22 protein-coding genes are annotated in these 21404 nt (G+C 46.5%); 8 read left to right on the top strand and 14 right to left on the bottom strand.

Annotated elements, in window-relative coordinates:
* Window positions 1-86 precede the first annotated feature (86 nt).
* Genes J0L70_RS08805 through J0L70_RS08795 form a run of 3 tightly spaced genes read right to left on the bottom strand, consistent with a single transcriptional unit; the run spans window position 87 to window position 4917 of the window.
* Window positions 87-1853, bottom strand: coding sequence for a DUF885 domain-containing protein (locus J0L70_RS08805; protein ID WP_287454109.1), 1767 nt, complete (start codon window positions 1851-1853; stop codon window positions 87-89).
* Window positions 1854-1885: 32 nt separating this feature from the next.
* Window positions 1886-2500, bottom strand: a complete 615-nt coding sequence (locus tag J0L70_RS08800) for a hypothetical protein (protein WP_287454108.1) — start codon at window positions 2498-2500, stop codon at window positions 1886-1888.
* 5 nt (window positions 2501-2505) lie between these two features.
* Window positions 2506-4917 carry an HAD-IC family P-type ATPase gene (locus tag J0L70_RS08795; RefSeq protein ID WP_287454107.1) on the bottom strand — a complete coding sequence of 804 codons (2412 nt, stop codon included), beginning with the start codon at window positions 4915-4917 and terminating at the stop codon, window positions 2506-2508.
* Between the two features lie 186 nt (window positions 4918-5103).
* On the opposite strand from J0L70_RS08795, the gene J0L70_RS08790 reads away from it, so the two are divergent.
* The 3 genes from J0L70_RS08790 to J0L70_RS08780 all read left to right on the top strand — a co-directional run bounded on the left by J0L70_RS08790 (window position 5104) and on the right by J0L70_RS08780 (window position 7287).
* Window positions 5104-5286, top strand: coding sequence for a hypothetical protein (locus tag J0L70_RS08790; protein ID WP_287454106.1), 183 nt, complete (start codon window positions 5104-5106; stop codon window positions 5284-5286).
* A 370-nt stretch (window positions 5287-5656) separates the two neighbouring features.
* Window positions 5657-6262, top strand: coding sequence for a J domain-containing protein (locus J0L70_RS08785; protein ID WP_287454105.1), 606 nt, complete (start codon window positions 5657-5659; stop codon window positions 6260-6262).
* 2 nt (window positions 6263-6264) lie between these two features.
* Entirely contained in the window at window positions 6265-7287 is a 1023-nt protein-coding gene (locus tag J0L70_RS08780) for a hypothetical protein (protein WP_287454104.1), read from the top strand.
* Window positions 7288-7355: 68 nt separating this feature from the next.
* Here J0L70_RS08780 and J0L70_RS08775 read toward each other — a convergent pair whose 3' ends face one another.
* The 6 genes from J0L70_RS08775 to J0L70_RS08750 all read right to left on the bottom strand — a co-directional run bounded on the left by J0L70_RS08775 (window position 7356) and on the right by J0L70_RS08750 (window position 12661).
* On the bottom strand, window positions 7356-8264 hold the full coding sequence (locus tag J0L70_RS08775) for an AAA family ATPase (RefSeq protein WP_017290016.1): 909 nt from the start codon (window positions 8262-8264) through the stop codon (window positions 7356-7358).
* A 65-nt stretch (window positions 8265-8329) separates the two neighbouring features.
* Window positions 8330-8731: a ribosomal maturation YjgA family protein gene (locus tag J0L70_RS08770; RefSeq protein ID WP_287454103.1), complete on the bottom strand. Its 402-nt coding sequence runs from the start codon at window positions 8729-8731 to the stop codon at window positions 8330-8332.
* A 5-nt stretch (window positions 8732-8736) separates the two neighbouring features.
* Window positions 8737-10107, bottom strand: coding sequence for a cytochrome c biogenesis protein (locus J0L70_RS08765; protein ID WP_287454102.1), 1371 nt, complete (start codon window positions 10105-10107; stop codon window positions 8737-8739).
* 3 nt (window positions 10108-10110) lie between these two features.
* Window positions 10111-10842 (bottom strand): cytochrome c biogenesis protein CcdA, encoded by a 732-nt coding sequence (locus J0L70_RS08760; protein WP_017290013.1) that lies wholly within the window; start codon window positions 10840-10842, stop codon window positions 10111-10113.
* 38 nt (window positions 10843-10880) lie between these two features.
* Window positions 10881-12086 carry an FtsW/RodA/SpoVE family cell cycle protein gene (locus tag J0L70_RS08755; protein WP_287454099.1) on the bottom strand — a complete coding sequence of 402 codons (1206 nt, stop codon included), beginning with the start codon at window positions 12084-12086 and terminating at the stop codon, window positions 10881-10883.
* Window positions 12083-12661: a hypothetical protein gene (locus J0L70_RS08750; RefSeq protein WP_242044745.1), complete on the bottom strand. Its 579-nt coding sequence runs from the start codon at window positions 12659-12661 to the stop codon at window positions 12083-12085. Before J0L70_RS08750 ends, J0L70_RS08755 begins: the two co-directional genes overlap by 4 nt.
* 154 nt (window positions 12662-12815) lie before the next feature.
* On the opposite strand from J0L70_RS08750, the gene J0L70_RS08745 reads away from it, so the two are divergent.
* Together J0L70_RS08745 and J0L70_RS08740 are read left to right on the top strand one after the other, a co-directional pair.
* On the top strand, window positions 12816-13094 hold the full coding sequence (locus tag J0L70_RS08745; protein ID WP_287454098.1) for a hypothetical protein: 279 nt from the start codon (window positions 12816-12818) through the stop codon (window positions 13092-13094).
* The gene (locus J0L70_RS08740; protein ID WP_287454097.1) at window positions 13084-13452 is read left to right on the top strand and encodes a type II toxin-antitoxin system PemK/MazF family toxin; all 369 of its coding nucleotides are present in this window, start codon (window positions 13084-13086) and stop codon (window positions 13450-13452) included. Before J0L70_RS08745 ends, J0L70_RS08740 begins: the two co-directional genes overlap by 11 nt.
* On the opposite strand, the gene J0L70_RS08735 is transcribed toward J0L70_RS08740, so the two are convergent.
* Complete coding sequence (locus tag J0L70_RS08735) at window positions 13441-14697, bottom strand: metallophosphoesterase family protein (protein WP_353736627.1); 1257 nt, start codon at window positions 14695-14697, stop codon at window positions 13441-13443. The two genes, J0L70_RS08740 and J0L70_RS08735, sit on opposite strands and share 12 nt — an antisense overlap.
* A gap of 255 nt (window positions 14698-14952) precedes the next feature.
* Here J0L70_RS08735 and J0L70_RS08730 point away from each other — a divergent pair, with 255 nt between their 5' ends.
* Window positions 14953-15666 (top strand): J domain-containing protein, encoded by a 714-nt coding sequence (locus J0L70_RS08730; protein ID WP_017290007.1) that lies wholly within the window; start codon window positions 14953-14955, stop codon window positions 15664-15666.
* A 267-nt stretch (window positions 15667-15933) separates the two neighbouring features.
* The gene (locus J0L70_RS08725) at window positions 15934-16194 is read left to right on the top strand and encodes a DUF7219 family protein (protein ID WP_017290006.1); all 261 of its coding nucleotides are present in this window, start codon (window positions 15934-15936) and stop codon (window positions 16192-16194) included.
* Window positions 16195-16262: 68 nt separating this feature from the next.
* Here the strand turns inward: J0L70_RS08725 and J0L70_RS08720 are convergent, their stop codons facing one another.
* From J0L70_RS08720 to J0L70_RS08710, 3 genes are all read right to left on the bottom strand, one after another.
* Complete coding sequence (locus tag J0L70_RS08720; protein ID WP_017290005.1) at window positions 16263-16457, bottom strand: hypothetical protein; 195 nt, start codon at window positions 16455-16457, stop codon at window positions 16263-16265.
* A gap of 92 nt (window positions 16458-16549) precedes the next feature.
* Complete coding sequence (locus J0L70_RS08715; protein ID WP_287454094.1) at window positions 16550-17371, bottom strand: creatininase family protein; 822 nt, start codon at window positions 17369-17371, stop codon at window positions 16550-16552.
* Window positions 17371-17886 (bottom strand): hypothetical protein, encoded by a 516-nt coding sequence (locus J0L70_RS08710; protein ID WP_017290003.1) that lies wholly within the window; start codon window positions 17884-17886, stop codon window positions 17371-17373. Before J0L70_RS08710 ends, J0L70_RS08715 begins: the two co-directional genes overlap by 1 nt.
* A 153-nt stretch (window positions 17887-18039) precedes the next feature.
* On the opposite strand from J0L70_RS08710, the gene J0L70_RS08705 reads away from it, so the two are divergent.
* Complete coding sequence (locus tag J0L70_RS08705) at window positions 18040-18819, top strand: photosystem II electron transport protein, Sll1252 family (RefSeq protein WP_287454093.1); 780 nt, start codon at window positions 18040-18042, stop codon at window positions 18817-18819.
* On the opposite strand, the gene J0L70_RS08700 is transcribed toward J0L70_RS08705, so the two are convergent.
* Entirely contained in the window at window positions 18816-21401 is a 2586-nt protein-coding gene (locus J0L70_RS08700; protein ID WP_268181143.1) for a chloride channel protein, read from the bottom strand. The genes J0L70_RS08705 and J0L70_RS08700 overlap by 4 nt on opposite strands.
* Between the last annotated feature and the right edge of the window lie 3 nt (window positions 21402-21404).

The raw sequence follows: 21404 nt of genomic DNA, 5'->3' as shown, positions 1-21404 counted from the left end.
AATGATTCTGAAGAGAACAAAAAGAATTCGAGACCATTGTAAGTATGACGGGGGGCTGATCCTGACAAATGCTTCAGAAAAGTTCACTATCTGAGATAAGAAGGAAATGATTTGGTTTTTGCGGCTACAAATTGCTCTAACACGGTTTGGCGGAGTAACTGTTGCGGCATAAAACCTTGAGCCAAAATAAAATCGTGAAAAGCAGTTTGATTAAACTGCTGACCCATCTGTTTTTCGACTTCTTGACGAAGCTGCATGAGCTTCTGATAGCCGTAGAAATAAGAAGGCGCATGACCCGGAAGTTTCACCGTGTAACGATTAATTTCTTGCTGAGCAAAGAACTTTGAGAATCCAACATCTTCAGTCAGAATTCGCATGGCTTCGTCGATCGAGACTTTTCCGAGATGCAGTTCTGGCTCCAGAAATGCTCGTGCTGCTCGGAGTAACTGAAACTGGAGCGAAATAAATTGCCCCTCGATCGGCATAAATGGCAACGTAATGGCTTCTGCATATAGTGCCCATCCTTCATGATTTGCAGGATTGTAACCAAAGCGCGATCGCGCTTCTGACGTGCCTTTGTCCTGAATCGTCGTGAATTGTAAATCGTGTCCGGGTCTACCTTCATGTGCGGTCAGTGTCCAGGCAACGGCGGGATAGGTAAAGTCATCGTAAGCTCGCGGCTGTTTGTCAGGTTTTAGCAGTGGAACAATGAACACACCCGCAGTTTTTTGCGAGGATTTGGGCGGGAAATATTGGGGAACTGGGAAATTGGTGTTTTCTCGATCGTTGGTTAAGCGAATGGTCAGATTTCGTTTTGGCAATGTGACAAGCTTTTCTCGTCGAATGATCGCTTCAAGATCCTTTTGGCGTTGTTCATATTGAGGCAGAATCTTGTCTGCGGGTAATTGTTCTTTTTTCAAACTGCGAATGACTTCTCGATATCCTGTGGTTTGTAAGCCTTTTTGTTTCGCAACTTGAGCCGCGAGGACATCCATTTCTTGTTGGATGGATTCAAATGCAGTGTGAGCTTGCTTGAGCAGTTCATCGATCGAGATTTCAACGCCTCGTTCTTGTAATTCCAGTGCGTAAAGTTCCGGTGACAATCGAAAATCTAATCTTGATTTCGGTAAAATTTCTTGTCGGACAAAAGTTGTATATTCTGTGATTTGAGCTTTCAGCTTTGTATAACTTTCTTGATCGATTTTCTGTTGCTCTAAGCGTTTCTGAATTCGCTCTAGTTGAAAGGATGTATTCGATAAATCCTTCTCGATTTGCGACTTAGAGGGAAAGAAAATATTGGGACGAGACACAGATCCGCGCAGATTTTGAATGGCTAAAGTCGCGATCGCTGGTTTTCCCGTTTCGTCTCCATTCAATTGCTGCAATAGTTTCACGAGATCCGGTCTGCTCAAATCATCTAAGCTATTGTGAATCTCTTTAGCTAAATCGACATAAGGTAGGCGAAGTTGGCGATGGAATTCATCTGATTTCAATGATTCAGTTGCAGACTGGATCAGAATTTCTAAATCGAGTTTTACGGCAGGATCGCGTTCTTGTTTGAGCTTCGTCTGAAACCTTTGAAGGAGAGTATTGATGCCTTTCTCACGGCACTGTCCATAGTTTGAATCCAGTTGCAGCAGGGATTTGCTCAGGGCTAAATCGCTACATTGTTTGGCTGATTCGGCTTCGGTCAATAAATTTGTATTCTCGTTGCTACGCTTGATCCAATCGGGTTGTGCAGATGCGATCGCATCAACGACCGAATGAGACATGATCGCAAAGACAAAAGTCGCGATCGCCAACCATAACACTGTTTTACGTGAGACTCGCACGACACGACGAATAATCTTCACAATCTAAAATCAACCTCTAAAATCTAAGCGCGCTACTGTTTACACTGAAGCGAATCAAATACAGTCGAGGCTTTTTCTGCTGCCGTTTTGAGATCCTGTCCATTCGTCAGCAAATTCACAACATACCGACTATCTTCTAAATTCACACTAGCGCGATAAATCACGGTAGCTTGCTCAGGAGAATCGGGGTACTTCAACTGCCCTTCGCGAATCACAACTGAGGTAGACGTGCCACAGAGATTTTTGTTCTCCACCCGCACGGATTTAATCTTCAGTTCTTCCTCATCCGCACCCAGGGCAATGCTATCTAAAATGCGATCGACTTGCTTGCGTCCCGATTCTTGTTCGATGGGAACCCGTGCGACTAAGAGCTGAATGTCCGGCTCATCTCCTTCGCTGGCGATCAATGCCACTTTCGCCCCTGCAAGATTCACGCCCAATAAGCCCTGTGATGCTCCTGGCAGTGAATAACCCATAATATTGCTGGCGATCGCTTCTGCCCGTTGGGGGGTTGCCGCGTTGCTCAAAAACTTGAGCGCTAACCCTGTTAAACCAACTCCTAATGTGGCGATCGCGCCGAGTACGATCGCGACCGTTTCCCAAATCGAGACTTTGTACTGTGGAATTCTAGATGGTACTTCTCTCATGAGGGCTACTCCAAATCCACGCCTAAAAAGCGATCGAGAAACCGAGTTCGCCAAGCGAGTCGCACGATCAATCCCCACTCTAGCGCAACTAATCCTAGGAAGAGACAGTCCTGCACACTAATTTGAGAAAGCTCAAAAAACGTTCGGAGCGGCGGAATAAATAAAATGAGTAAATAAACAACCAGCAGCGCTAACGCAACCCAGGTATAGCGCCAATCTCCGCTCAGCGGTTCTCCTCCCACCCAAGCGGTTGTCGGTGGTTTTAAGAATGGGATTAACAGCAGTTCACAAAATACTAAAATTGTCACAAGTGCAGTCCGAGGAATATTGAATTCGATCTTAGTTAGACCAATATTCGGAGGTAAGTCTAAAGCAGCGCTGACTAAATAAAATAGATACACTGTCAGTGACACTAAAGTGATGGTAATTGTCGCAGGAATCACAAAATGGAGCATTGATCGGACTAAACTCCGTTTCTGGCATTCTCCCGGTTGCGCCCAGATTGGAATAAAAGTGGTTGGAATGCCAACTCCAATCAACGTGACGATCGCACTATGTTTGTTTAATAAGGGGAAGCTATCTGAGACAATCGCGATCGCAAAAATCAACAACGCGACACAACTCAATCGCACCATAAAGAGCTTAACGACATCTCGAATGCCATTCTGGATCCGTTGTCCTTCCAAAAAAGTATGCGGTAACGCTTCAAATGTATCTTTGAGCAACACAATGTCCGCAATGCTGCGAGTCGCTTTACTCCCGCTCTCCATTGCGATTCCGAGATTCGCCTGTTTCAGCGACAGCACATCATTCACACCGTCTCCAGTCATCGCGACATAAGAACCGCTGCGTCTCAGGCTGCGAACGAGTTGTGCTTTTTGCTGAGGTGTAATGCGCCCAAATACGTTGTAATTTCTTGCCGCCTGCACAAATTGAGCGTCATCCATTTGAGCCAGTTCTGCGCCTGAGATGACTCGAACCTCGTCGGTGAAGCCCGCCTGTTTTGCTAATGCTGCAACGGTTTGGGGATTGTCTCCTGAAATGATTTTGAGCGTGATGCCTGCTTTGACAAAGCCTTGTAGAGTTTCCTGTGCAGAAGGGCGAAGTTGATCCGAAAAACAGAGAATTCCTAAGGGTTTCAGAGGCGGAAGCGTCGTCTCTATCTCAAATTCTGTATGGGCAAACAAAACGACTCGAAATCCCTGATTTACCTGTTCATCGATATAGTTCAGAATTTCGTCTGTGACCGCGATCGACTTCATGAGGATTTCTGGTGCACCCATCACGTAGGTTCCGGGGAGATCTTCAAATGCGATCGCGCTCCATTTCCGCGCTGATGAAAAGGGAATCTCATTCCGAATCGGCTTTGCATATCCAGAACAGGCAATTAAAACAGCTTCACTCGTCCGATTTCCAGACGCAGTACTCGCTGCGAAATCCCCAATCAACCATTTCAGTTCTTCCTCAGGAATTCCTAATGGATGGAGAGAATGAAGTTCAATCTGATTCGTGGTCAATGTGCCCGTCTTATCTAAACACAAGACATCAATATTACTGAGTGACTCGACGGCATTCGTTTGCTGAATCAAAACATTTTGTCCTAACATCCGAATTGCACCCATGGCATATGCAAGCGTGATTGCTAATAACAATCCGGCTGGAATCAATCCAGCGATCACGGCAGCACGCTGCACAACTTCATTGAGAGTTTGCGATCGACTAATAAAACTAATGCCAACGAGCAACCATAAGAACGATGCTAAGAGTAACAGAATCCGAATGATGAGATTAATCTCAGCTTGCAGCGGCGTATACACTTGGCGAAATTCTCGCGCTCCCACTGTAAGCTGATAGGCAACCGTATCCGCTCCAACTTTCTGCGCCTCATAGCAAGCCGTTCCACTGACACAAAAGCTGCCCGAATAGACAGGTTTCTCTGCGACTTTTACGATCAGATCTGATTCTCCAGTCAACAAAGATTCATCAATTTCGACTCGCCCCTCTCCAACAATTTGTCCATCGACGAGGACTTGATCACCTGGGCGCAGCACCAGTACATCGCCGAGAACGATTGCACAGGGATCGATATTCACCTCCTGCCCGTTGCGAATCACGGTTGCATGAGGTCGATTCAGCAAGGCGATTTCGTCTAACTTTTGCTTTGCCCAAATTTCTTGCACGATTCCAATTACAACGCCGCTAAAAATAATCACCGCTACGAAGACGGCATCACTCGGGCGTTGTAGCAGAATGAAAACGCCGCTAATCGCAAAAAAGACGGCGTTAACAAAGGTAAACAGGTTTTCTTGCAGGATGCGTGCATACGATCGACTGGTTGGCAGTTTTACGTCGTTCGTGTTGCCTGCTAACTGTTGTTCTCGAACTTCTCGATCGCTTAATCCGGGGAGCATCGCCATGAATCACACATTGTCTCTATCAGGTGATGACCATTATCATAGATGCTCTTTCCCGGTTCAAATGATTCGTTGCAGATTGCGATCGCGCAATCCCAGATTCAGATCAATTTGTAGCTGAGGTAGTGATCAACTAGTCTCTAACTGTTTACGATCGAGAAACCTGGGATCAAATCGCTAGAGGCATTGATGGCTAACGACGATATTAAAGATCGACGTGCAAAGATTCTCAAAGGAGTTCAAGAAGGAATCTCTCAAGCACTTGAGCGGCATCGACGGTTGGGAGAATCGATCGCAGTTTGGCAAGATGGAAAAGTTGTGATTCTAGAAGCGGATCAGATTCCACAGCAATTAAAGACTCAATCAGACTAAGTTGTATAGGTTCATCGCTTTTTCTCAAAGCTGTGTCTCTCTGATACCGCAAGCAATCCTTACGTAAATATACTGGAATAGTATTCATACTGAAGTCTTCATGATAACTTCATCGTTTCTGAAATAAAGTGTTCGGAATTGAGCCATCTCTCTGTGTTTCATGTTCAAGACGATGGAATCGTGAAACGGAATCAACATTTGAATCAGTGATCGAAGCGATCATACGATCGAAGCCTTGCTCGCTCAAATCTTATCCAATCTCCGTGGCTTGATGAAGACATTACGATAACTCGCGATTTCATCCGGGTATTCTGGGAGCATCGTTCCCGATGCCTGCTTTACATTCATCGCTCGATACGGCTTAGAGATAATGGCAACGACAACCAAGAAGAAACCAGCAAAAGCGAGTAGTAAAGAGCAAACTGAGCTACAGCTTAATGACCTGATTCAGAACGAAATTTCTCGTCTTTCAGAACTTCAGAGCATCGATACGAAGACGCTTCGCGATTTTGCTCAGTTTGTGATTGATAACCACAAAAAGAAATCGAAACCACCTGCAAAAGTTAAGCCTTTAACTTTGACTCAAATTAAGCAGGCAGCTTACCAACATTTTGGAGTCAGCACGACAGCAGAATTAAAGAAATCTGGATTTTTCCAGATGGCAACTGATGGGATGGGCAAACTTGACCTCACCAAAAAAGAAGGATGGGAACAACTGTATCGTAAGTTTATCGGCGTTCTTCCTGGCGAAGATAGCGAGACTGGCTATGGTTGCATCAATGGGATCAATATTTTCAAGTACGACCTACCTTGGCGAATCTTTGGACTCGATCCGAAAACAGCACAAGTTGAAGCCATTAAGTCTGCCTATCGCAACCTCAGCAAGATCTATCACCCAGATAATCAGGAAACTGGCGATGCCAAAGTTTTCCATCGCTTGACCGTCTTCTATAACAGTTTGACGGAGAGTTTCTAGACATGGCAGAAATCTATATTCCCTCCAAAGAACTGATCGAAATGTTGAAGATTAGTTCTCAAGACCTGATCGATCTTGAAAAATTCTTTGATTCAATCCCTGATGATGAATGGGAGCTTGAAGAAGGCAAAGATTACAGAATTGTCTCTAAAAGTGGATTGCGCGAGTACACCTTTACAGGTGCTTATACAATTGCACGCTACGTGGAGACGCATCGTAAACAGAGCTTTTTCGATGTGTTAAAGGAATGGTTTTTACACACGAAACGCAATATTCGTCGTGCTTTTGTTCGCAAAAAAATTCTAGATAACTGCTCGTCACTCGTTAAACGCAACAATCGCTTCTTTCTCTCCAAAGCTGATGTGATTGCAATATTCGGCACAAATGCGTCTTATCTTTCCAAAATGGCGGAAGCGGCAAAGCGGACAGACACCTCGTTGATTGAGGGTGAGGACTATGAAAGTTTTGGGGATAAAAACGAGTTATACTACTCGCTTCCTGGAGTCATGAAGCTTGCAAAACAGTTTAGTACGACACTCACTCGCAAAAATCGGCGTGAGTGGTGTGACGATGTTGGTAAAGAGGCTCCGCCTTATGTTGCAAATACAATTGTGAATCTAATTCTCGATCGAGAAAAAGCGATTCAGAAAGCAAAAGATCAAGCTAAGAAGCGCGATAAGAAGATATGTCAGGTGACTGGAAAGAAGCCTGATAAAATTCATAACTTTAATCTTGCAGCACATCATCTATATGCGTCTCATGCATATCCTCATCTTGCAGATGTTGAGAACAACTTGATTACGATCTCTTGTGAAGTTCATGATCAGTTCCATCAGCATTTTATGGGAGGAACACATCAGCCTTGCACGATTGATGATTTTATCGATTTCGTTCATCAATACTATCCAACAAATTCCAAGCTACCTGCTTGGCTCGCAAAACAGAAGGTAGTTTTGGGGCAGCAGCAACCCATTGATGAGCGTAAGCCTCATGTGCTGTATCTTCCAGCAAGTAGAGTGCTATAGAACAATAAAGAGATCGAGAAATTTCTCGATCTTTTTATTCTGGAAGGCTGAGCAAAGCCAAAACGTTCTTATCCGATCGCGATCGACCCCAACAGCCGCGCCACAATCTCATGTGATCGTCTGCCGCTCGCTGCAATCATCCGATGGGCTAACACATGCGGTGCGATCGCTTTGACATCATCTGGAATGGCGTAATCTCTGCCTTCTAGAAATGCAAAGGCTTGAACTGCTTTCTGAAGCGCAACTGTTCCACGGGGGCTGACTCCGAGAAGGATTTCTTCATCGTGTCTCGTCGATCGCACAATGTTCAATAAATACTGCTGAAGCGAAGATTCCACTCGAACTAAAGCACACTGCTGTTGCAGTTCTCGAATCTCATCCAGCGTAATGCAAGGCGGCAACTCTTCAACGCGCCGTCCTGATTGCAACCGCTCCAGCATTTTCAATTCTTCTGCTTCCGTCGGATAGCCCAGAGAAAGCGACAACGCAAATCGATCCATTTGCGCTTCGGGGAGCGGAAATGTGCCCTGATATTCCACCGGATTCTGAGTTGCAATGACGAAAAACGGCTCTGGAACTTTGCGCGAGGTTCCATCGATCGTCACTTGATGTTCTTCCATTACTTCGAGCAATGCCGATTGAGTTCTGGGCGTGGCTCGGTTAATTTCATCGGCTAACAACACATTGGCAAAAATCGGACCTGCCATGAATTCAAATTCGCCCGTGCGCGGATTCCAAACGTTTGTCCCAGTCACATCGGTTGGTAGTAAATCGGGAGTACATTGCAACCGTTGGAACTTGCCTTGAATCGATTTCGCTAAAGACTTTGCCAGTAAAGTTTTTCCAACTCCAGGCACATCTTCAAGCAGCGCGTGACCTCCAGAAAGCAGCGCAACTAAAACGAGTTGAATCGCTTCTTCTTTACCGACGATCGCGGTTGCTAAGTGTTGCGTGAGTTGCTCAATTCGATCGCGCATAGGGGAAGCTCCATTAGAACCTGTTCATCATAGCCAGAGTTCCCCAGAGTGGCGATGATCGTAATCTAGACTCGCGATCGCGCAGGTTCTGATCGCAATTGCCGCACTCCACTCAGCAAAAGCCATCCTAAAAAACACCCGATCGCATAAGGCGGAAAATCCGACCACACAAAGGTATTTCCGAGGACTAAACGACCTGGCAATGTGGCACGAATCGCTTGTAGAAAAGGAGGTTGCCAAAGTTGCAGAAACTCAATCGCACAAGAAAAACAGAACACTGAGATCGCAGTTTTGGCGATCGAGAATTTTGGAAAGCAAAACTGCACGAGCGCCATCCAAAAAATCTGATAAGCCAAGCTGCCTGAAATATCTGTTATCCAACCAGGTAAAGCCGTCGTGAATCGCACGAAGTACCCTAGTGGAACAATTAAGATAATGGTCAGCAGCACCGCAAGACGGTAAGGCATAAAGTTTAAGTTTGGGCGAGTTGGGTTGGAGTCGATTCAGATTTACCCTGATCGATCGCTTCCAGAATGCCCAAAAATTCTCGTTCAAAGGTGACTTGAGCACGATTGGTTCTGCCTCCAATGTAGATGGCTCCATCTTTCTCTAATCCCCAAATCTGCGAGTGAGAAACATAGCTCATAATCACACCGAGCATCAGTAAGCCGAAGCCAAGATAGACAATAGGAATCCCTGGATCGGCTTTGATTTGCAGTCCAGTACTGCCGATCAGATCGACGATCGATAATTTCAATCCTTTCACATCAACCGCCATGCCTTTACGCACGGTTGCGATCAGCTTGCCATCCATGTCGTAGACCAGTAGCAAGCCTTGTAAATCTTTGGCAACGAGAGACACGCCATCACTCATATCGGGCTTCAACGGCAGCCAGGTTCCCCAAATTCGCCCGCTGCCCTGGTCGATTCTTGCCATCGGCGATTGCAGGACTGGGCTGTTGTTGAGTCGCACTTGAATTGCCGCGATCGACCAATCTGCCTGATAGAGCGTCACCCCTTTGTGTTTCAGGGGTTCATTGACGTGAATGGTTTTACGATCGACTTCTTTTCCGTCTCGATCGAGCACAGAAAGATCCGAGTAAAACTGATCGATCTCTCCAGTCGGCAAGTAATCAATCCAAAATCGATTGACTTTCACAGACCAATCTTTCGGAATCTGCGGAGCCGCCCAAATTCCCGCATCCGTTACGTTGTCAATCTGAAATGTGGCTCCACTGGGAACCATTTCTTGAGCAATAAAGCCCGTCATCGCACCGATAATGCCGCCTAGCAGAATTAGCAACATCGCGGCATGAACCACGATCGGCCCAATTCGCCCAACAATTCCTTTGTGCGCGTAAAGCTTGTCACCGTCTTGAAAAATTTTGTACTTGCGCTGTTCCAGCAGCGGTAAAAGCTGATCAATTCCAGCTTTGGGGAACTCAGCACTTAACGCAAATTTGCGAAACTGGCGCGGCTGACTGTAGAAATTCCAAGTTCGCGAAAACCAGCGCAGCGCAGGCAATTGGCGCGTAAATGTACAAGCGGTCAAACTCGCTCCAAACAGAATCAGTAACGCTAAATACCACCAAGTTCGATACACATGATCAAGTCCGGCTGTCAGCAGAACTTTCCAAGTGAGAAAGCCGAAGAGAGCAGGCTTTTCAGGGTAATTCGCTTGATAAAACTGAACGGATTGTCCTTGCTCAATGATTGTTCCAGCGATACTAAAAACCGCGATCGCGAGTAAAAGCACGATCGCTAATCTCAAATCGGCTAAAACGGGCAGCAATTCTTTTTTCAAATACCGCTTGGGAGCGTTCACTAATTCTGTAAAAGTCATCTTCTAAAACACAAATCGCGACATTAACGAAAACACACCAAATCCCACAAGCAACACACCACTTGTCGGCGTAATCCAACCCGACCAACGCCGCAACTCCAATAATTTCTTAATCGCTGCGGTGAATGTTCCGGCAATAATCAACGGCGCAACATATCCAGCCGTATAACACAGTAAAAGCGATCCACCCAGAATCGGATCTTTTGTCGTACTAATCCAAGCTAAAATTGTCGCCAAAACCGGGGTGCTACAAGGCGACGCGACTAAACCGAACATCACTCCTAATAGATACGATCGCACACCTGTCGGCAATTCTTCAGAGATCCAATCTGTTCCTCCAATCGTCGGCATCTGTAACGGCAACGCTTCTAATAAATTCAATCCCATGATGATCGCGACAACGCTAATCACGATCGGTAAACCTGTCCCAACCTGCCCATACACTCTGCCAAATAGCGTTGCTGCAATGCCCAGTCCTGCTAAAGTCGTCGCCAATCCTAGGGCAAACCAGGTGGATTGTGCCGCAGCCTGTACCCGAGATTTTGCTTCATACCCGCCGATATAGCCCACCGTAATCGGCAACATCGACAGCGTACAAGGCGTTAAACTCGTCAGCAAACCTGCCGCAAAAATTACCCCAATACTGACCGGAGTAATATGCGTCAATTGGCTAGAAACTAAGCGATCGGCAAATTGCGAAAGCTCATAAAGTTGAGTCTGGAACGTATCAAACATGGTTAAGCAATCCGAAGCGCCTTTCCCATTCTACCGACTTAGCGCGACGGTCTGGGTTTCATTCGTCGGGTTCTCGCTTCTGCAAATGAGACAACTTTGGGATTTTCGGAGATCGGGGACACGCTCGCTTCACTACTTTCTCGTGCGACCCGAATCAACAATGCTGCACAGACGAGACTAGAAATCATTGAACTCCCACCGTAACTAAACAACGGCAGAGGTAATCCAGTCGTCGGTAATGCACCAGTTGCTACGCCAATATTCAGCAAAGACTGACCAACCATAATCACCATGACCCCGATCGCGACCAATCGATGAATGGCATTTCGCGCTTGTTTTGCCACAATCAATGCCAAGGTCGCATAAGCAATCAGCATCACCATAAATGCGAAACACCCGATTAAACCAAACTCCTCAGCAAAGACTGCAAAAATGAAGTCGGTATACTGAATCGGCAAATAAAATAATTTCTGTTGAGAAAGCCCAAATCCTGTTCCGGCAAATCCTCCTGAGCCGATCGCTAACAAACTTTGGATGAGTTGATAGCCATCTTGCAAGGGATCAGACCAAGGATTGAGAAATGACATGACTCTGCGGCGTTGATACTCTCGAATACTAATACTCAAGGTCGCCAAAAATAGCCCTCCAACCGCTGTTCCGCCTAAATAGAGATAGGGTAATCCGGCAGCCAAAGCAACGAGCCATAATGCCATTCCACAAAGAGCAGTGGTACTGAGATTCGGCTGAAGGAGAATTCCGATCAGCATCAGCCCAAACAGTCCAATCCAAGTCAGTCGCACTCGCCAAGTCAGTCGTTCCCATTGTCCAAAAATTCGAGCGCTCTGCAAGACCAGAAATGGCTTAATCAACTCCGAAGGCTGAATCAAAAATGGACCGACTTCAAACCAACGCTGTCCTCCGTTTACTTCTCGCCCGATCACAGTTGTCAGAAAAATTCCGCCGAGCAGCGAGATAAATCCTAAACTTGAAACGCCCTGAATGTAGCGCAGGGGAGCGTGAATTAGGACGTTAAACAGAATCATGCCTAACGCGATCGCGATTAGTTGCCGTTTAAAGTAGTACAACCCATCGCCGATCGCGTCTCCGACAGGATATGAGGCACTAAACATTACCGCCAATCCTACAAACAACCACACAAAGGTCAGCCAGCGCAACAAGCGAGGCGTGACTGCCCAGTCCATTGCAGTTGTGTCAAAAAACGGAATGAAGTGCCGCCAGTTCATCGATTTGCTAACTCCGATCGCAATTTTTCCAAGTCATCGAGTAGAAACACCGTCAATTGTCCTGAGTAAGCTTTGCCGACATCGGTTTGAGCAATCTCAAGCCAGTAGGCAAATTGTTCTCCCTGCCGTAATTCTCCTTGCAAAGCGGCGATTTGAGGGTTTTGTTTTTGCACCGCTTCTTGAATTCGGGAGTCTGTGGGATAAGATTTGACGATCTTTGCTTGCTCAAAGTCGCGAGCGATTTCAAATCCGTAGATCGATCGCACGGATTCTCTGAGTCGAGCTAGGGTTACGCCATTTCGCATATCAAACAGAGAGAGAGTTTCACTGCGAATGATACGTCTTCCGGGGGCAAAGCGCGCCAATTGTCCCGGAGGATTTAACGACGCATGAAATGTAAACTGCTGCGCGGACGAATTAATGCGCCGCACTAAAAATTTTTCATTTTGGCTCGGTCGCACCGTGGAATTAGATTTCATCCATACGGCAGCTTCGTCGAGTGTTTGTCCTGGAATGGCTTGAGCCGGAGCCGCCATCAGCAATATTCCACTCAAGATTACGCCAATCTTTCTCATATGTTGACTCCAAAAAAGACAGGCTTATCATTCACCGTCCCGATGGTTTTCGAGTCAGATCATTGTAATGGAGTTGTTTGAGATTGGCGGATTTTTTGGAGAGGGTGTTTGTCGATCGCGCTTAAAATAGAAACAATTCAATCGATACAGAAATATGGCAGAACTCACACTGCAATTAGATCCAGCACTGCTCCAGAAAGTGAATCGCTGGGCAGAGAGTCGAGGAATGTCTGTGAATGAAGCAATCGCAGATTTAATTGGGCAGATTCCTGATTCGTCTTCAAAATCACTAGAACATCGAAGAGCATTTCTTCAATTGCCGATCGCAGAACGTCGTCGCATTTTGGCAGAGCAAGCAGATGCAATCGCGTTTCACTATGAACAAGATAGTGAGTGGAAAGAGCTACAGGCAGGAGACATCGTTGAATATTAGTCCGAAACGAGGGGAAGTGTGGCTGGTAAACTTCGATCCGACTGTGGGATCAGAGATTAAGAAGGTTCGCCCTGCAATCATTCTCAGCTCGGATCAGATTGGGCGATTACCCATCAAACTGATTGCACCAATTACAGATTGGAAGGACTATTTTGAGCAAAATCTTTGGCATGTTCAGATTCAGCCGGATGCTCAAAATGGTTTGTCTAAAGTTTCAGCGATCGACACCTTACAAATTCGAGGCGTTGATACACGACGATTCATTCGCAAATTAGGACAAGTGCCGGAAACGACGATGCAGGAGATTGGTGCAGCGATCGCAAGTTTGATCGAATTTCAAATCGAACTAAGTCCCTAAGAGTTCTTCGACAAACTGATACAGTTCAGCCGTTGCTCTCTCTTCTAACTGCATTTCTTTCAATCCGATCAATCCCTTTGCTAATTCGGGCGCGCGATTTTTATAGTGATTATGCGCTGTCAGCAAATCTGTGAAAATCTCTTGCTCAATCTGAGTCCGACTTGCATCTTCTGGAATTGGAGAGGCAAACTCCACGGACTCTGCCTCATATTTCAACAGGAAAATGAGTGCGTTACTAAGTTGCTGTAGCTCTTGTTGAAGTTTACGCACATCGAGATCTAAGCGATCGAATCCAACCTGTCCTTCAATTCGCAATTCCACCATGGGACGGGCATCGGGATTCAGTTCTTTGGATCGAATTGCTGATTGCACAAGTTCGATCGCATTTTCCTGAATCTGCTCTAAACTTTCCTGCCCGCGTGCTTTCAATTTCAATCGCACCCATCGCCGCTGCTGATAATCTTGTTTCAGTTGAGCATCAATGCCTTGTTCGCTCAGTTCAACAAGGAAAACACCGCGATCGTATTTTGCTTCTTCGACGCTATTTGTCTCAGTTGATCCAGGGTTAAAAATCCATCCCTGCTCAATGTAGCTTTTATGAATATGTCCTAAAGCCAGATAATCTACGCCTGCCTCTTTCAACGGCAGCAAATCGTTATACTTTAATGCACCTTGATATCGCGCAATCTGACCTTCTAGCCCTTGATGAAACAGCATTACGGTATGCCCTGGACTCGGCGGAAGCGCTTGCATGGCTTCTGACAATTGCAAAATTGCTCTCGGTGCAGATGCTCCATACCAACGCGAGCCTAAAACTCTCACCCCACAAGGCAAATCATAATATCCACCCGCAATGCCATCCCACGGTTCGTAAACAATGCGATCGTCTACTCGGTCAGGTTCTAGCAAAATGACCAATTCATCTTCAGCTAGATATTTCAGCCAACTGGTCACAGTTCCATAGGGGCGATTATCGTGATTTCCTTCGATCGCAATCGCTGGAATTCCAGCCGCTTTCAACATCTGAAAACAAATCTTCGCCTGATTGAGAATATTCGGCTGAATTACTCGATGCTCAAACAAATCGCCTGCAATGATCACAAAATCAACTTGAGTGTCGATCGCATATTTTTGCAGCGCATCCTCGAACGCCAAGTAAAAATCCTTCGTGCGTTCTTTGCTGTCGTAGCGATCGAACCCCAAATGAACATCAGCCAAATGTAAAAATCGCGGCATTGCATTCATCCATGAGCAGTAAGAACGAGTTTACTATTAAAACCCAAAAGCTGTAATTTGAGTCTCAGATTATCGCTGCAAGTCTTATGAGTCTAGCGATCGCAAAATGAGTGTAAAAACTGTAACTGCCGATGGAGTTTCGGATTTCTGAGAATGGCAGCTACAACTGGAACGATTGAGGCAATTGCATTTCCAGCAATTTTGATCTCAATCGATCTCGTGATCGACAGCTAGAGAGATAGCTCGGTGTCGCATAATAACGATATGGCTATCACTCTTACTCACTACCAAGTTCTTGACCTCCAACCAACCGCGACGCAAGCGGAGATTAAGCAAGCCTATCGGCGGTTGGCAAAGGAATTTCACCCCGATACCAATCGGGTCAGTTCGAGTCATGAAAAAATTTCTCGGATCAATGCAGCCTACGAAGTTTTAGGCGATCCCCAAAGACGGCGTTCTTACGATCAGCAGCTTCAGTATGCAGAGGTCGGCTACTCAGAAGCAGGTGTGCGATCGCGAAAAGAACGCACCGAAGCTGCGCAAGCTCACTATCGCAAGCAAAGACAAGCCGAGCAGCACGAAGACAATCAGTTAAAACTGTGGTTAAAAGCGCACACATCGATCAATCGTGTTCTGAATCAGATTATTCGTCCTTTAAAGTCTCAAATTAATGAACTCGCAGCCGATCCATTTGATGACGAGTTGATGGAAAACTTTCAAACGTACTTAGAAGAATGTCAAGAGTTGCTAGGCAAAGCGCAAAAAACATTTCAGTCTACTCCTAATCCCCCGAATGCCGCCGCTGCTGCAGCCAATCTCTATTACTGCTTGAATCAACTCAGCGATGGTATTGATGAATTATTCTACTTTACGAATAATTATGACGATCATCATCTTCGCAATGGGCGCGAACTGTTTCGGATTGCAGAAGGATTGCGTCGAGAAGCACAAGCTGCCGTCCGCGAAATTCCTCGTTAACTTCTACTTAACCTCAACGCTAACCTAAACGGCAGATGTAAATCGAGTCTGGGATTGACTAGGATTAATCTCAGTCGTGATCTGAGTTACAGAATCTTCATAAATGATTAGGTTAACATCTGATTAAGAGAGGTTAAACTGAAAATCTTGATAGATTCAGAGATCCTTTCTTCCTCTGTTGTAGGAGTTACTCGCACCGTGCAACCCAATGAGCTGAATCGCCCATTGAAGCGCAAGTTTAAATTTTGGCATTTGGAGATAAGAACGATGGCAGACCAACACAATTTCTTTTACCCCCGCAGTCGCTACCGGGGTCAAGTTAAACCGGAGAACTTGGTGTTTAATGCGAACTTGCAAGAATTTTCTCAGCGAGTGTCGTATATCTGCTGTCTAGAGACAGGCGGTAAGATGACGCCAGAAGAGTCTTATCAAGAAATTCGATCGCTGTGGAAACAGTTGAAGAAAAGCCGTAAGCAGCTTGGCATTTCAACCGGATCTTCTCCTGACTCCGGTGATATGGCAGTCTAGCACGATGCAATTGAGAGAAAACGCGATCTTCTCACTGAGAAGATCGCGTTTTACGTAGTTGAGTAGATTTAATAGCTATCTTCTCCGGGCACTTTGAAGGGATCTTTCTGACTGGGCAGTTGTTCGAGAGAAGCGTCTCGAATCGCTTGCCAGAGGGGGAGGGATTCTTCTTCAGTTTGCCAATCTGTTGCGTTGTAGCGTCTTACCGCTTCATCGACTTCCTGTAGCGTGTGGAGAACGGGTCTGACCTGTGCATCTGCCATACAACACCTCTATGTCTTCTAGAGATTTGGGTTTGACACCATTTTACTCGTCTTAGAAAAAACGATGTGACATGCGCTACAAATTCTCCAACTTATTGAAGTTTGTACGCATTCGGTAACGAAAATTCATAAATATCCGTAATGACTTGTATCCATCCCGTTACCAGTGCCGCTAAAAGACGATCGCCTTTTTCTTTAGATGCAGTTGTGGGATCTCCTAAAACGCCACTTTTACTCAGATCGCGAGTCATCCAAGCAAACGGAAGCGCCCCCTCCATACTCAGCACACCGTTTTGTGGTTCACCGAGCGGATATTCTGCGGCGGCGCGATCCATTTTGACCTGATCCGGCAAAATCGAGAGCAGCAAGCTCGTCTCGGCATCACCCGCATGAATTCCTAGCTCTAATTCTTTCGGCGTGAGCAGCTCGGTCGCGATCGCGCTAATGGTCGGAACTTTCCAGGTGAACAACGGGAAAACTGCAAAATCCTCGTACTGCTGATGCAAATCCCGTGCAGCAATTTCGAGAATTTGGGGCTGTCCTCCATGAGAATTCATGAACACGAGCTTACGAAATCCAGCTCGATAGATGCTTTCTGCAACTTCCATCAAAATTGCGAGTAAGGTCTGTGTACTCAGCGTAACCGTTCCTGGAAAGTGCCAATGCTCATTCGATTTGCCATAGTACAACGGCGGCAAAGCATAGGCTGGAATGCTTGGATCTAACTGCGCTAATGCTTTGCCAAGAACGGCGACACTGATCGCAGAATCAACGGCTAAAGGCAGATGTGCCCCGTGTTGTTCGATCGCACCCATCGGCTGCACAATCACGACATTCTCCTTATTAGGCATTGCTTGGATATCTGTCCAAGTGAGATAAGGAAAATAGCGATCGCTCGGGATAAACCCATGCATCATACAACCCCCGGTTCTGCATAGCCTTGCAGACTTTCAGGATCAAATGCTCTGAGACTGCGAGTAGCTTGCCGCACTAACACATCTGACCCGTTCACAACAATCAGATACTTTCCAGCATTGATGCGATTTCGATACGGCAAAGCATCTCCGCCACCGATGACTAAACCAACTCCGCCTCCGACAAAGACACTGCCCATCAGTCCTGACAGCGCACCTAAAACGCCAGCAATCAAAGGACTACCAATCTCACCTGCCCAAGCAAATGTATCTAATCCGGTAATCAGATTGAAGGCACTCCCGCCGACAAACCCAAACGGCACAAGCCAAGATGCCATCAATCGAACTTGCTTTCTTGCTTGTTCATTTGGATCGATCAATCCGTATTCATCAGCACTCTGATAGCCGCGACCCAAAATTGCTACTTTGTCCATCGGTAAGCCTTCTGTTTCTAAGGCTGAGTAGGCTGCTTCGGCTTGTATACGATCTTTCAAAACTGCAACGAGATAAGTCATTTTCTACCTTTTAAGATTGCTTCTGCGGTTCATTCTAAGACTGACATCATTGGCGAAGGATTTTGAGTCACTCCGCTCAATTGCCCAAATTTACATGAGTCTGATTGTCAGGTCTAAGTTCGATAAAATGGGATTTTCTAAGTCGATATTGTTATGTTACCAAGGGAAGACCTTCTGAAAGGGGTAGAAAATCGAGAGGCGATCGCGCGAGTGATTGATCAGGCTGAACAAGCGATCAAGACTTGGGAAGTGGTCACCAGTGACTTTCTTTCGCCTCCAGAACTCGCAGAGATTCAACGATCGTTTAGTCGGCTGACCGAAGTTCAGCTTCTCGCATGGGGTGGATATCCCCAGGCAGAACGGCAAAGACTCGCGATCGCTCGATCTGAAATTCCCTTAGATTCGTCTCAAGTTGAGCTGGTTGCCCTAGACATTGCTGGGAACTTCCTCTTCGATCCGGCAACGCATCGCGACTTTCTCGGTGCAATCTTAGGAACCGGAATTGTCCGCGATAAAGTTGGGGACATTATTGTGCTCGGAGAACGAGGAGCACAAGCGATCGTCACTCCTGAACTCGGAGAATTCTTGCAAACTGCTTTAACCCAAGTGCGATCGGTTCCGGTGAAAACTCAACCCATTCCGTTTGAGGAATTGAAGATCCGGGAGCCGAAAAAGAAAGAAATCACAACGGTTGAAGCTTCGATGCGATTAGATGCGATCGCGTCGGCTGGCTTTGGAATGTCCCGCAGTAAGATGGCAGACTTGATCACAGCAGGCGATGTGCGCGTTAACTGGAAAGAAATCACATCCTCTAGCTACTCGGTCAAAGCAGGAGATCTGATTGCGATTCGGGGAAAAGGGCGTGTTGAGGTTGGAGATGTGATGGTCACGAAGAAAGACCGTTACCGAGTTCAACTCACTCGTTTTGTTTAAGAGCTTGCACCCCGAACAAGGATGACCGTACAGTCACAGCGTTTGGCGATCGCTTCTGGAATATTTCCTTGGATCGCTTGCTGTAATAGCCCTTCACGCGTTGCTCCCAGCACAATCACATCACACTGATCTTTCTGTGCCAAATCGATTAGTGCGGTTGAAACCGCATTGGCGCAGACAGGCATTAATGCGATCGGGCAAGTTAAGCGATCGCCCAAAAATTCCATCGCTTCATTCAAGACATTGAGATCGGGTAGTTCGCGTTGCGGGTGATGCACTTGGCATAAACAAATTTCAGGCTGTTCTGCTAGTTTTGTCAGCGCAGGTAACAGCCGAATGGCTTGCCGAGAATTTGGACCACCCGCAGTCGGAACTAACCAGCGATCGAGGGCAGGGCGTTTTCCAAACTTGACAAGAACGACATTGCAGCTCGCTTGGCGAATCATCGTATCGACAACATTGCCAAAAATTCGACCTGGTGTAGAAGTTTCGCCATTCCAGCCCATGATTAAGAGGTCGATATGACGTTCTTTAATTGTTTCTAGAATTGCTTCTGAGATGTCATGCGTCACCCGCACTTGGGTATGAACGGGAATGTTCCATTGTTTGCCAAGCCGACCTGCTTTCTTTAATAATTTTCGACTGATTGCAGTTGAGACAGGCGTTTCGGCAGGTGTGTAATGACGCGCGATCGGAATTGCCTGTAAACATTCCAATTCATATCCTCGCTCTTGAGCAATGGCAGCCGCCATTTGCAGTAAACTTCCGGCAGTTTGAGGATTCGCGATCGGCACTAAAACTCGACCCTTTCCGGTTTCCGGCGCACGGGTTTGATAAACCACATACGATCGCTCTTTTTGAGATCCGAGATTGGTTAGCTTATCCGACTCCGCTCGAATAATATCGGCGCGAGTAATGATGCCGACTAATTTTTTACGATCAACAACAGGCAAGCGGCTAATTTTATAGCGATTGAGAAGATAGAGAACTTGGCTGAGTGGATCGTCAGGATGAACTGTGACCGGGCGCGCTGTCATAAACTCACTCAGCCGTTGCTGCTTATCTGCGATATTCGCTAAATCTGTTTGTGTGACAATTCCAACTAAAACGCCGTCTTCGATCACTGGAAAGCCGCGATGATGCGATCGCGAAAATGCTTGCATCGCTTCATCTAAACTAATCTGGCTCGACAACGTTTCGACTCGTGGCTGCATTAAATCTTTTGCTGTCAAACCGGATAATCGATTTTCGATTTCTAAATTTGCACTTAGGTGAATGCCATTAGAAGCCAGTAAGTGTTTATAAATTGATCCACTAAAAAGACTTTCTGCGACCAGATACGCACTCACAGAGCCAATCATCAGCGGCAATACAATCGTAAAATCTGTGGTTATCTCAAAGACAATGACGATTGCCGTAATGGGTCCACGAGTGACTGCACTAAAAAATGCTGCCATCCCAGTTAGAGCAGCCGTTGTTGTAAACGCTTGAGTCAGATCTAAACCGAGTGGAACTCCCATCGTTTCTAGACTTTGCGCGCCAAAGCTAATCAAAAAGCCCAAGGCAGATCCCAAAATGAGTGAGGGTGCAAATAGTCCTCCGGGTGCGCCTGACCCAAAAGCCAATAACGTGAGCACAAATTTAGTCATAAAAAGAACTGCCGTAATCCTCCAGCCTAATTCGCTTGTGAGCCAAACTTCTTGAAGACTGGCTGTGCTCCGCAGTGCATCAGGAAGGATGGCGATCACAAGTCCTGACACTCCTCCGGCAAAAGCAATCCGCAGCGGCAAACTCCACTTCAGCACTTTGCGATTCATCCTTACACTCAAAAGAATGCCGCGCATAAACAGCGATCCCAGCACGCCTGCCGATATTCCAACAATCAACAGAATTGGAATTGCCTGAACATTAAAGCTCGTCATCAACTCTAGCGAGGAAGATGCACCATTAAATCCATTGCCTCCTAACAACCTCGAAACCACTGCCCCGACAAATGACGCTAAAATTGCAGTCCCTAACGTCAGTCCAGACACATCTTGTAGCAATTCTTCGACGACAAATAAGACACCCGCGATCGGGGCATTAAATCCAGCGGCTAATCCCGCGGCGGCTCCGGCGGCAATTAATTGCCTACGATGCACAGGCGAAGTCGGAACCCAGTCACTCAACTGGGCAGCGATCGCGGCTCCAATCTGAACGGTCGGACCTTGCCGTCCCAAATTTAATCCCGATCCTAATGACAGTAAGGTTGTAACCAGTTTCGCGATCGCAACTCTTATTGTCAGCGCGCTTGAAACGCCACCCAAGGCAGCCTTCACTTGCGGAATGCCGCTGCCCGCTGCTTCTGGGGCAAACTGCTCGATCAACCATCCGGCGAGCAATCCGCCTACGAGTCCCACAAGAGGGAGTACCATCCAATCTGGATGATCGGTTGCGGCTGACAGTCGCCACTTGCCGAGCCAGTTCACACCTTGTTTTAAAACAACCGCTGCCACCCCTGACACTAATCCGATTAGACATGCCTCGAAGATGGCTAATCGTTTTTGAGAAATCGCACTGAGCCTGAATCTCGATTTCCACATATT

This window comes from Leptolyngbya sp. UWPOB_LEPTO1, assembly GCF_017302695.1.
Classification (GTDB): domain Bacteria; phylum Cyanobacteriota; class Cyanobacteriia; order Leptolyngbyales; family Leptolyngbyaceae; genus Leptolyngbya; species Leptolyngbya boryana.
The sequence above is the reverse complement of the archived record's forward strand: the minus strand, read 5'-3'. Positions and strand labels throughout refer to the sequence as shown.

Excerpts from the sequence above, each read along its gene's own strand:
- J0L70_RS08800 (WP_287454108.1), bottom strand. The coding sequence starts at position 2,500 with ATGAGAGAAGTACCATCTAGAATTCCACAGTACAAAGTCTCGATTTGG.
- J0L70_RS08795 (WP_287454107.1), bottom strand. The coding sequence starts at position 4,917 with ATGGCGATGCTCCCCGGATTAAGCGATCGAGAAGTTCGAGAACAACAG.
- J0L70_RS08790 (WP_287454106.1), top strand. The coding sequence starts at position 5,104 with ATGGCTAACGACGATATTAAAGATCGACGTGCAAAGATTCTCAAAGGA.
- J0L70_RS08785 (WP_287454105.1), top strand. The coding sequence starts at position 5,657 with ATGGCAACGACAACCAAGAAGAAACCAGCAAAAGCGAGTAGTAAAGAG.
- J0L70_RS08780 (WP_287454104.1), top strand. The coding sequence starts at position 6,265 with ATGGCAGAAATCTATATTCCCTCCAAAGAACTGATCGAAATGTTGAAG.
- J0L70_RS08775 (WP_017290016.1), bottom strand. The coding sequence starts at position 8,264 with ATGCGCGATCGAATTGAGCAACTCACGCAACACTTAGCAACCGCGATC.
- J0L70_RS08770 (WP_287454103.1), bottom strand. The coding sequence starts at position 8,731 with ATGCCTTACCGTCTTGCGGTGCTGCTGACCATTATCTTAATTGTTCCA.
- J0L70_RS08765 (WP_287454102.1), bottom strand. The coding sequence starts at position 10,107 with ATGACTTTTACAGAATTAGTGAACGCTCCCAAGCGGTATTTGAAAAAA.
- J0L70_RS08760 (WP_017290013.1), bottom strand. The coding sequence starts at position 10,842 with ATGTTTGATACGTTCCAGACTCAACTTTATGAGCTTTCGCAATTTGCC.
- J0L70_RS08755 (WP_287454099.1), bottom strand. The coding sequence starts at position 12,086 with ATGAACTGGCGGCACTTCATTCCGTTTTTTGACACAACTGCAATGGAC.
- J0L70_RS08750 (WP_242044745.1), bottom strand. The coding sequence starts at position 12,661 with ATGAGAAAGATTGGCGTAATCTTGAGTGGAATATTGCTGATGGCGGCT.
- J0L70_RS08745 (WP_287454098.1), top strand. The coding sequence starts at position 12,816 with ATGGCAGAACTCACACTGCAATTAGATCCAGCACTGCTCCAGAAAGTG.
- J0L70_RS08735 (WP_353736627.1), bottom strand. The coding sequence starts at position 14,697 with ATGAATGCAATGCCGCGATTTTTACATTTGGCTGATGTTCATTTGGGG.
- J0L70_RS08730 (WP_017290007.1), top strand. The coding sequence starts at position 14,953 with ATGGCTATCACTCTTACTCACTACCAAGTTCTTGACCTCCAACCAACC.
- J0L70_RS08725 (WP_017290006.1), top strand. The coding sequence starts at position 15,934 with ATGGCAGACCAACACAATTTCTTTTACCCCCGCAGTCGCTACCGGGGT.
- J0L70_RS08720 (WP_017290005.1), bottom strand. The coding sequence starts at position 16,457 with ATGGCAGATGCACAGGTCAGACCCGTTCTCCACACGCTACAGGAAGTC.
- J0L70_RS08715 (WP_287454094.1), bottom strand. The coding sequence starts at position 17,371 with ATGCATGGGTTTATCCCGAGCGATCGCTATTTTCCTTATCTCACTTGG.
- J0L70_RS08710 (WP_017290003.1), bottom strand. The coding sequence starts at position 17,886 with ATGACTTATCTCGTTGCAGTTTTGAAAGATCGTATACAAGCCGAAGCA.
- J0L70_RS08705 (WP_287454093.1), top strand. The coding sequence starts at position 18,040 with ATGTTACCAAGGGAAGACCTTCTGAAAGGGGTAGAAAATCGAGAGGCG.
- J0L70_RS08700 (WP_268181143.1), bottom strand. The coding sequence starts at position 21,401 with ATGTGGAAATCGAGATTCAGGCTCAGTGCGATTTCTCAAAAACGATTA.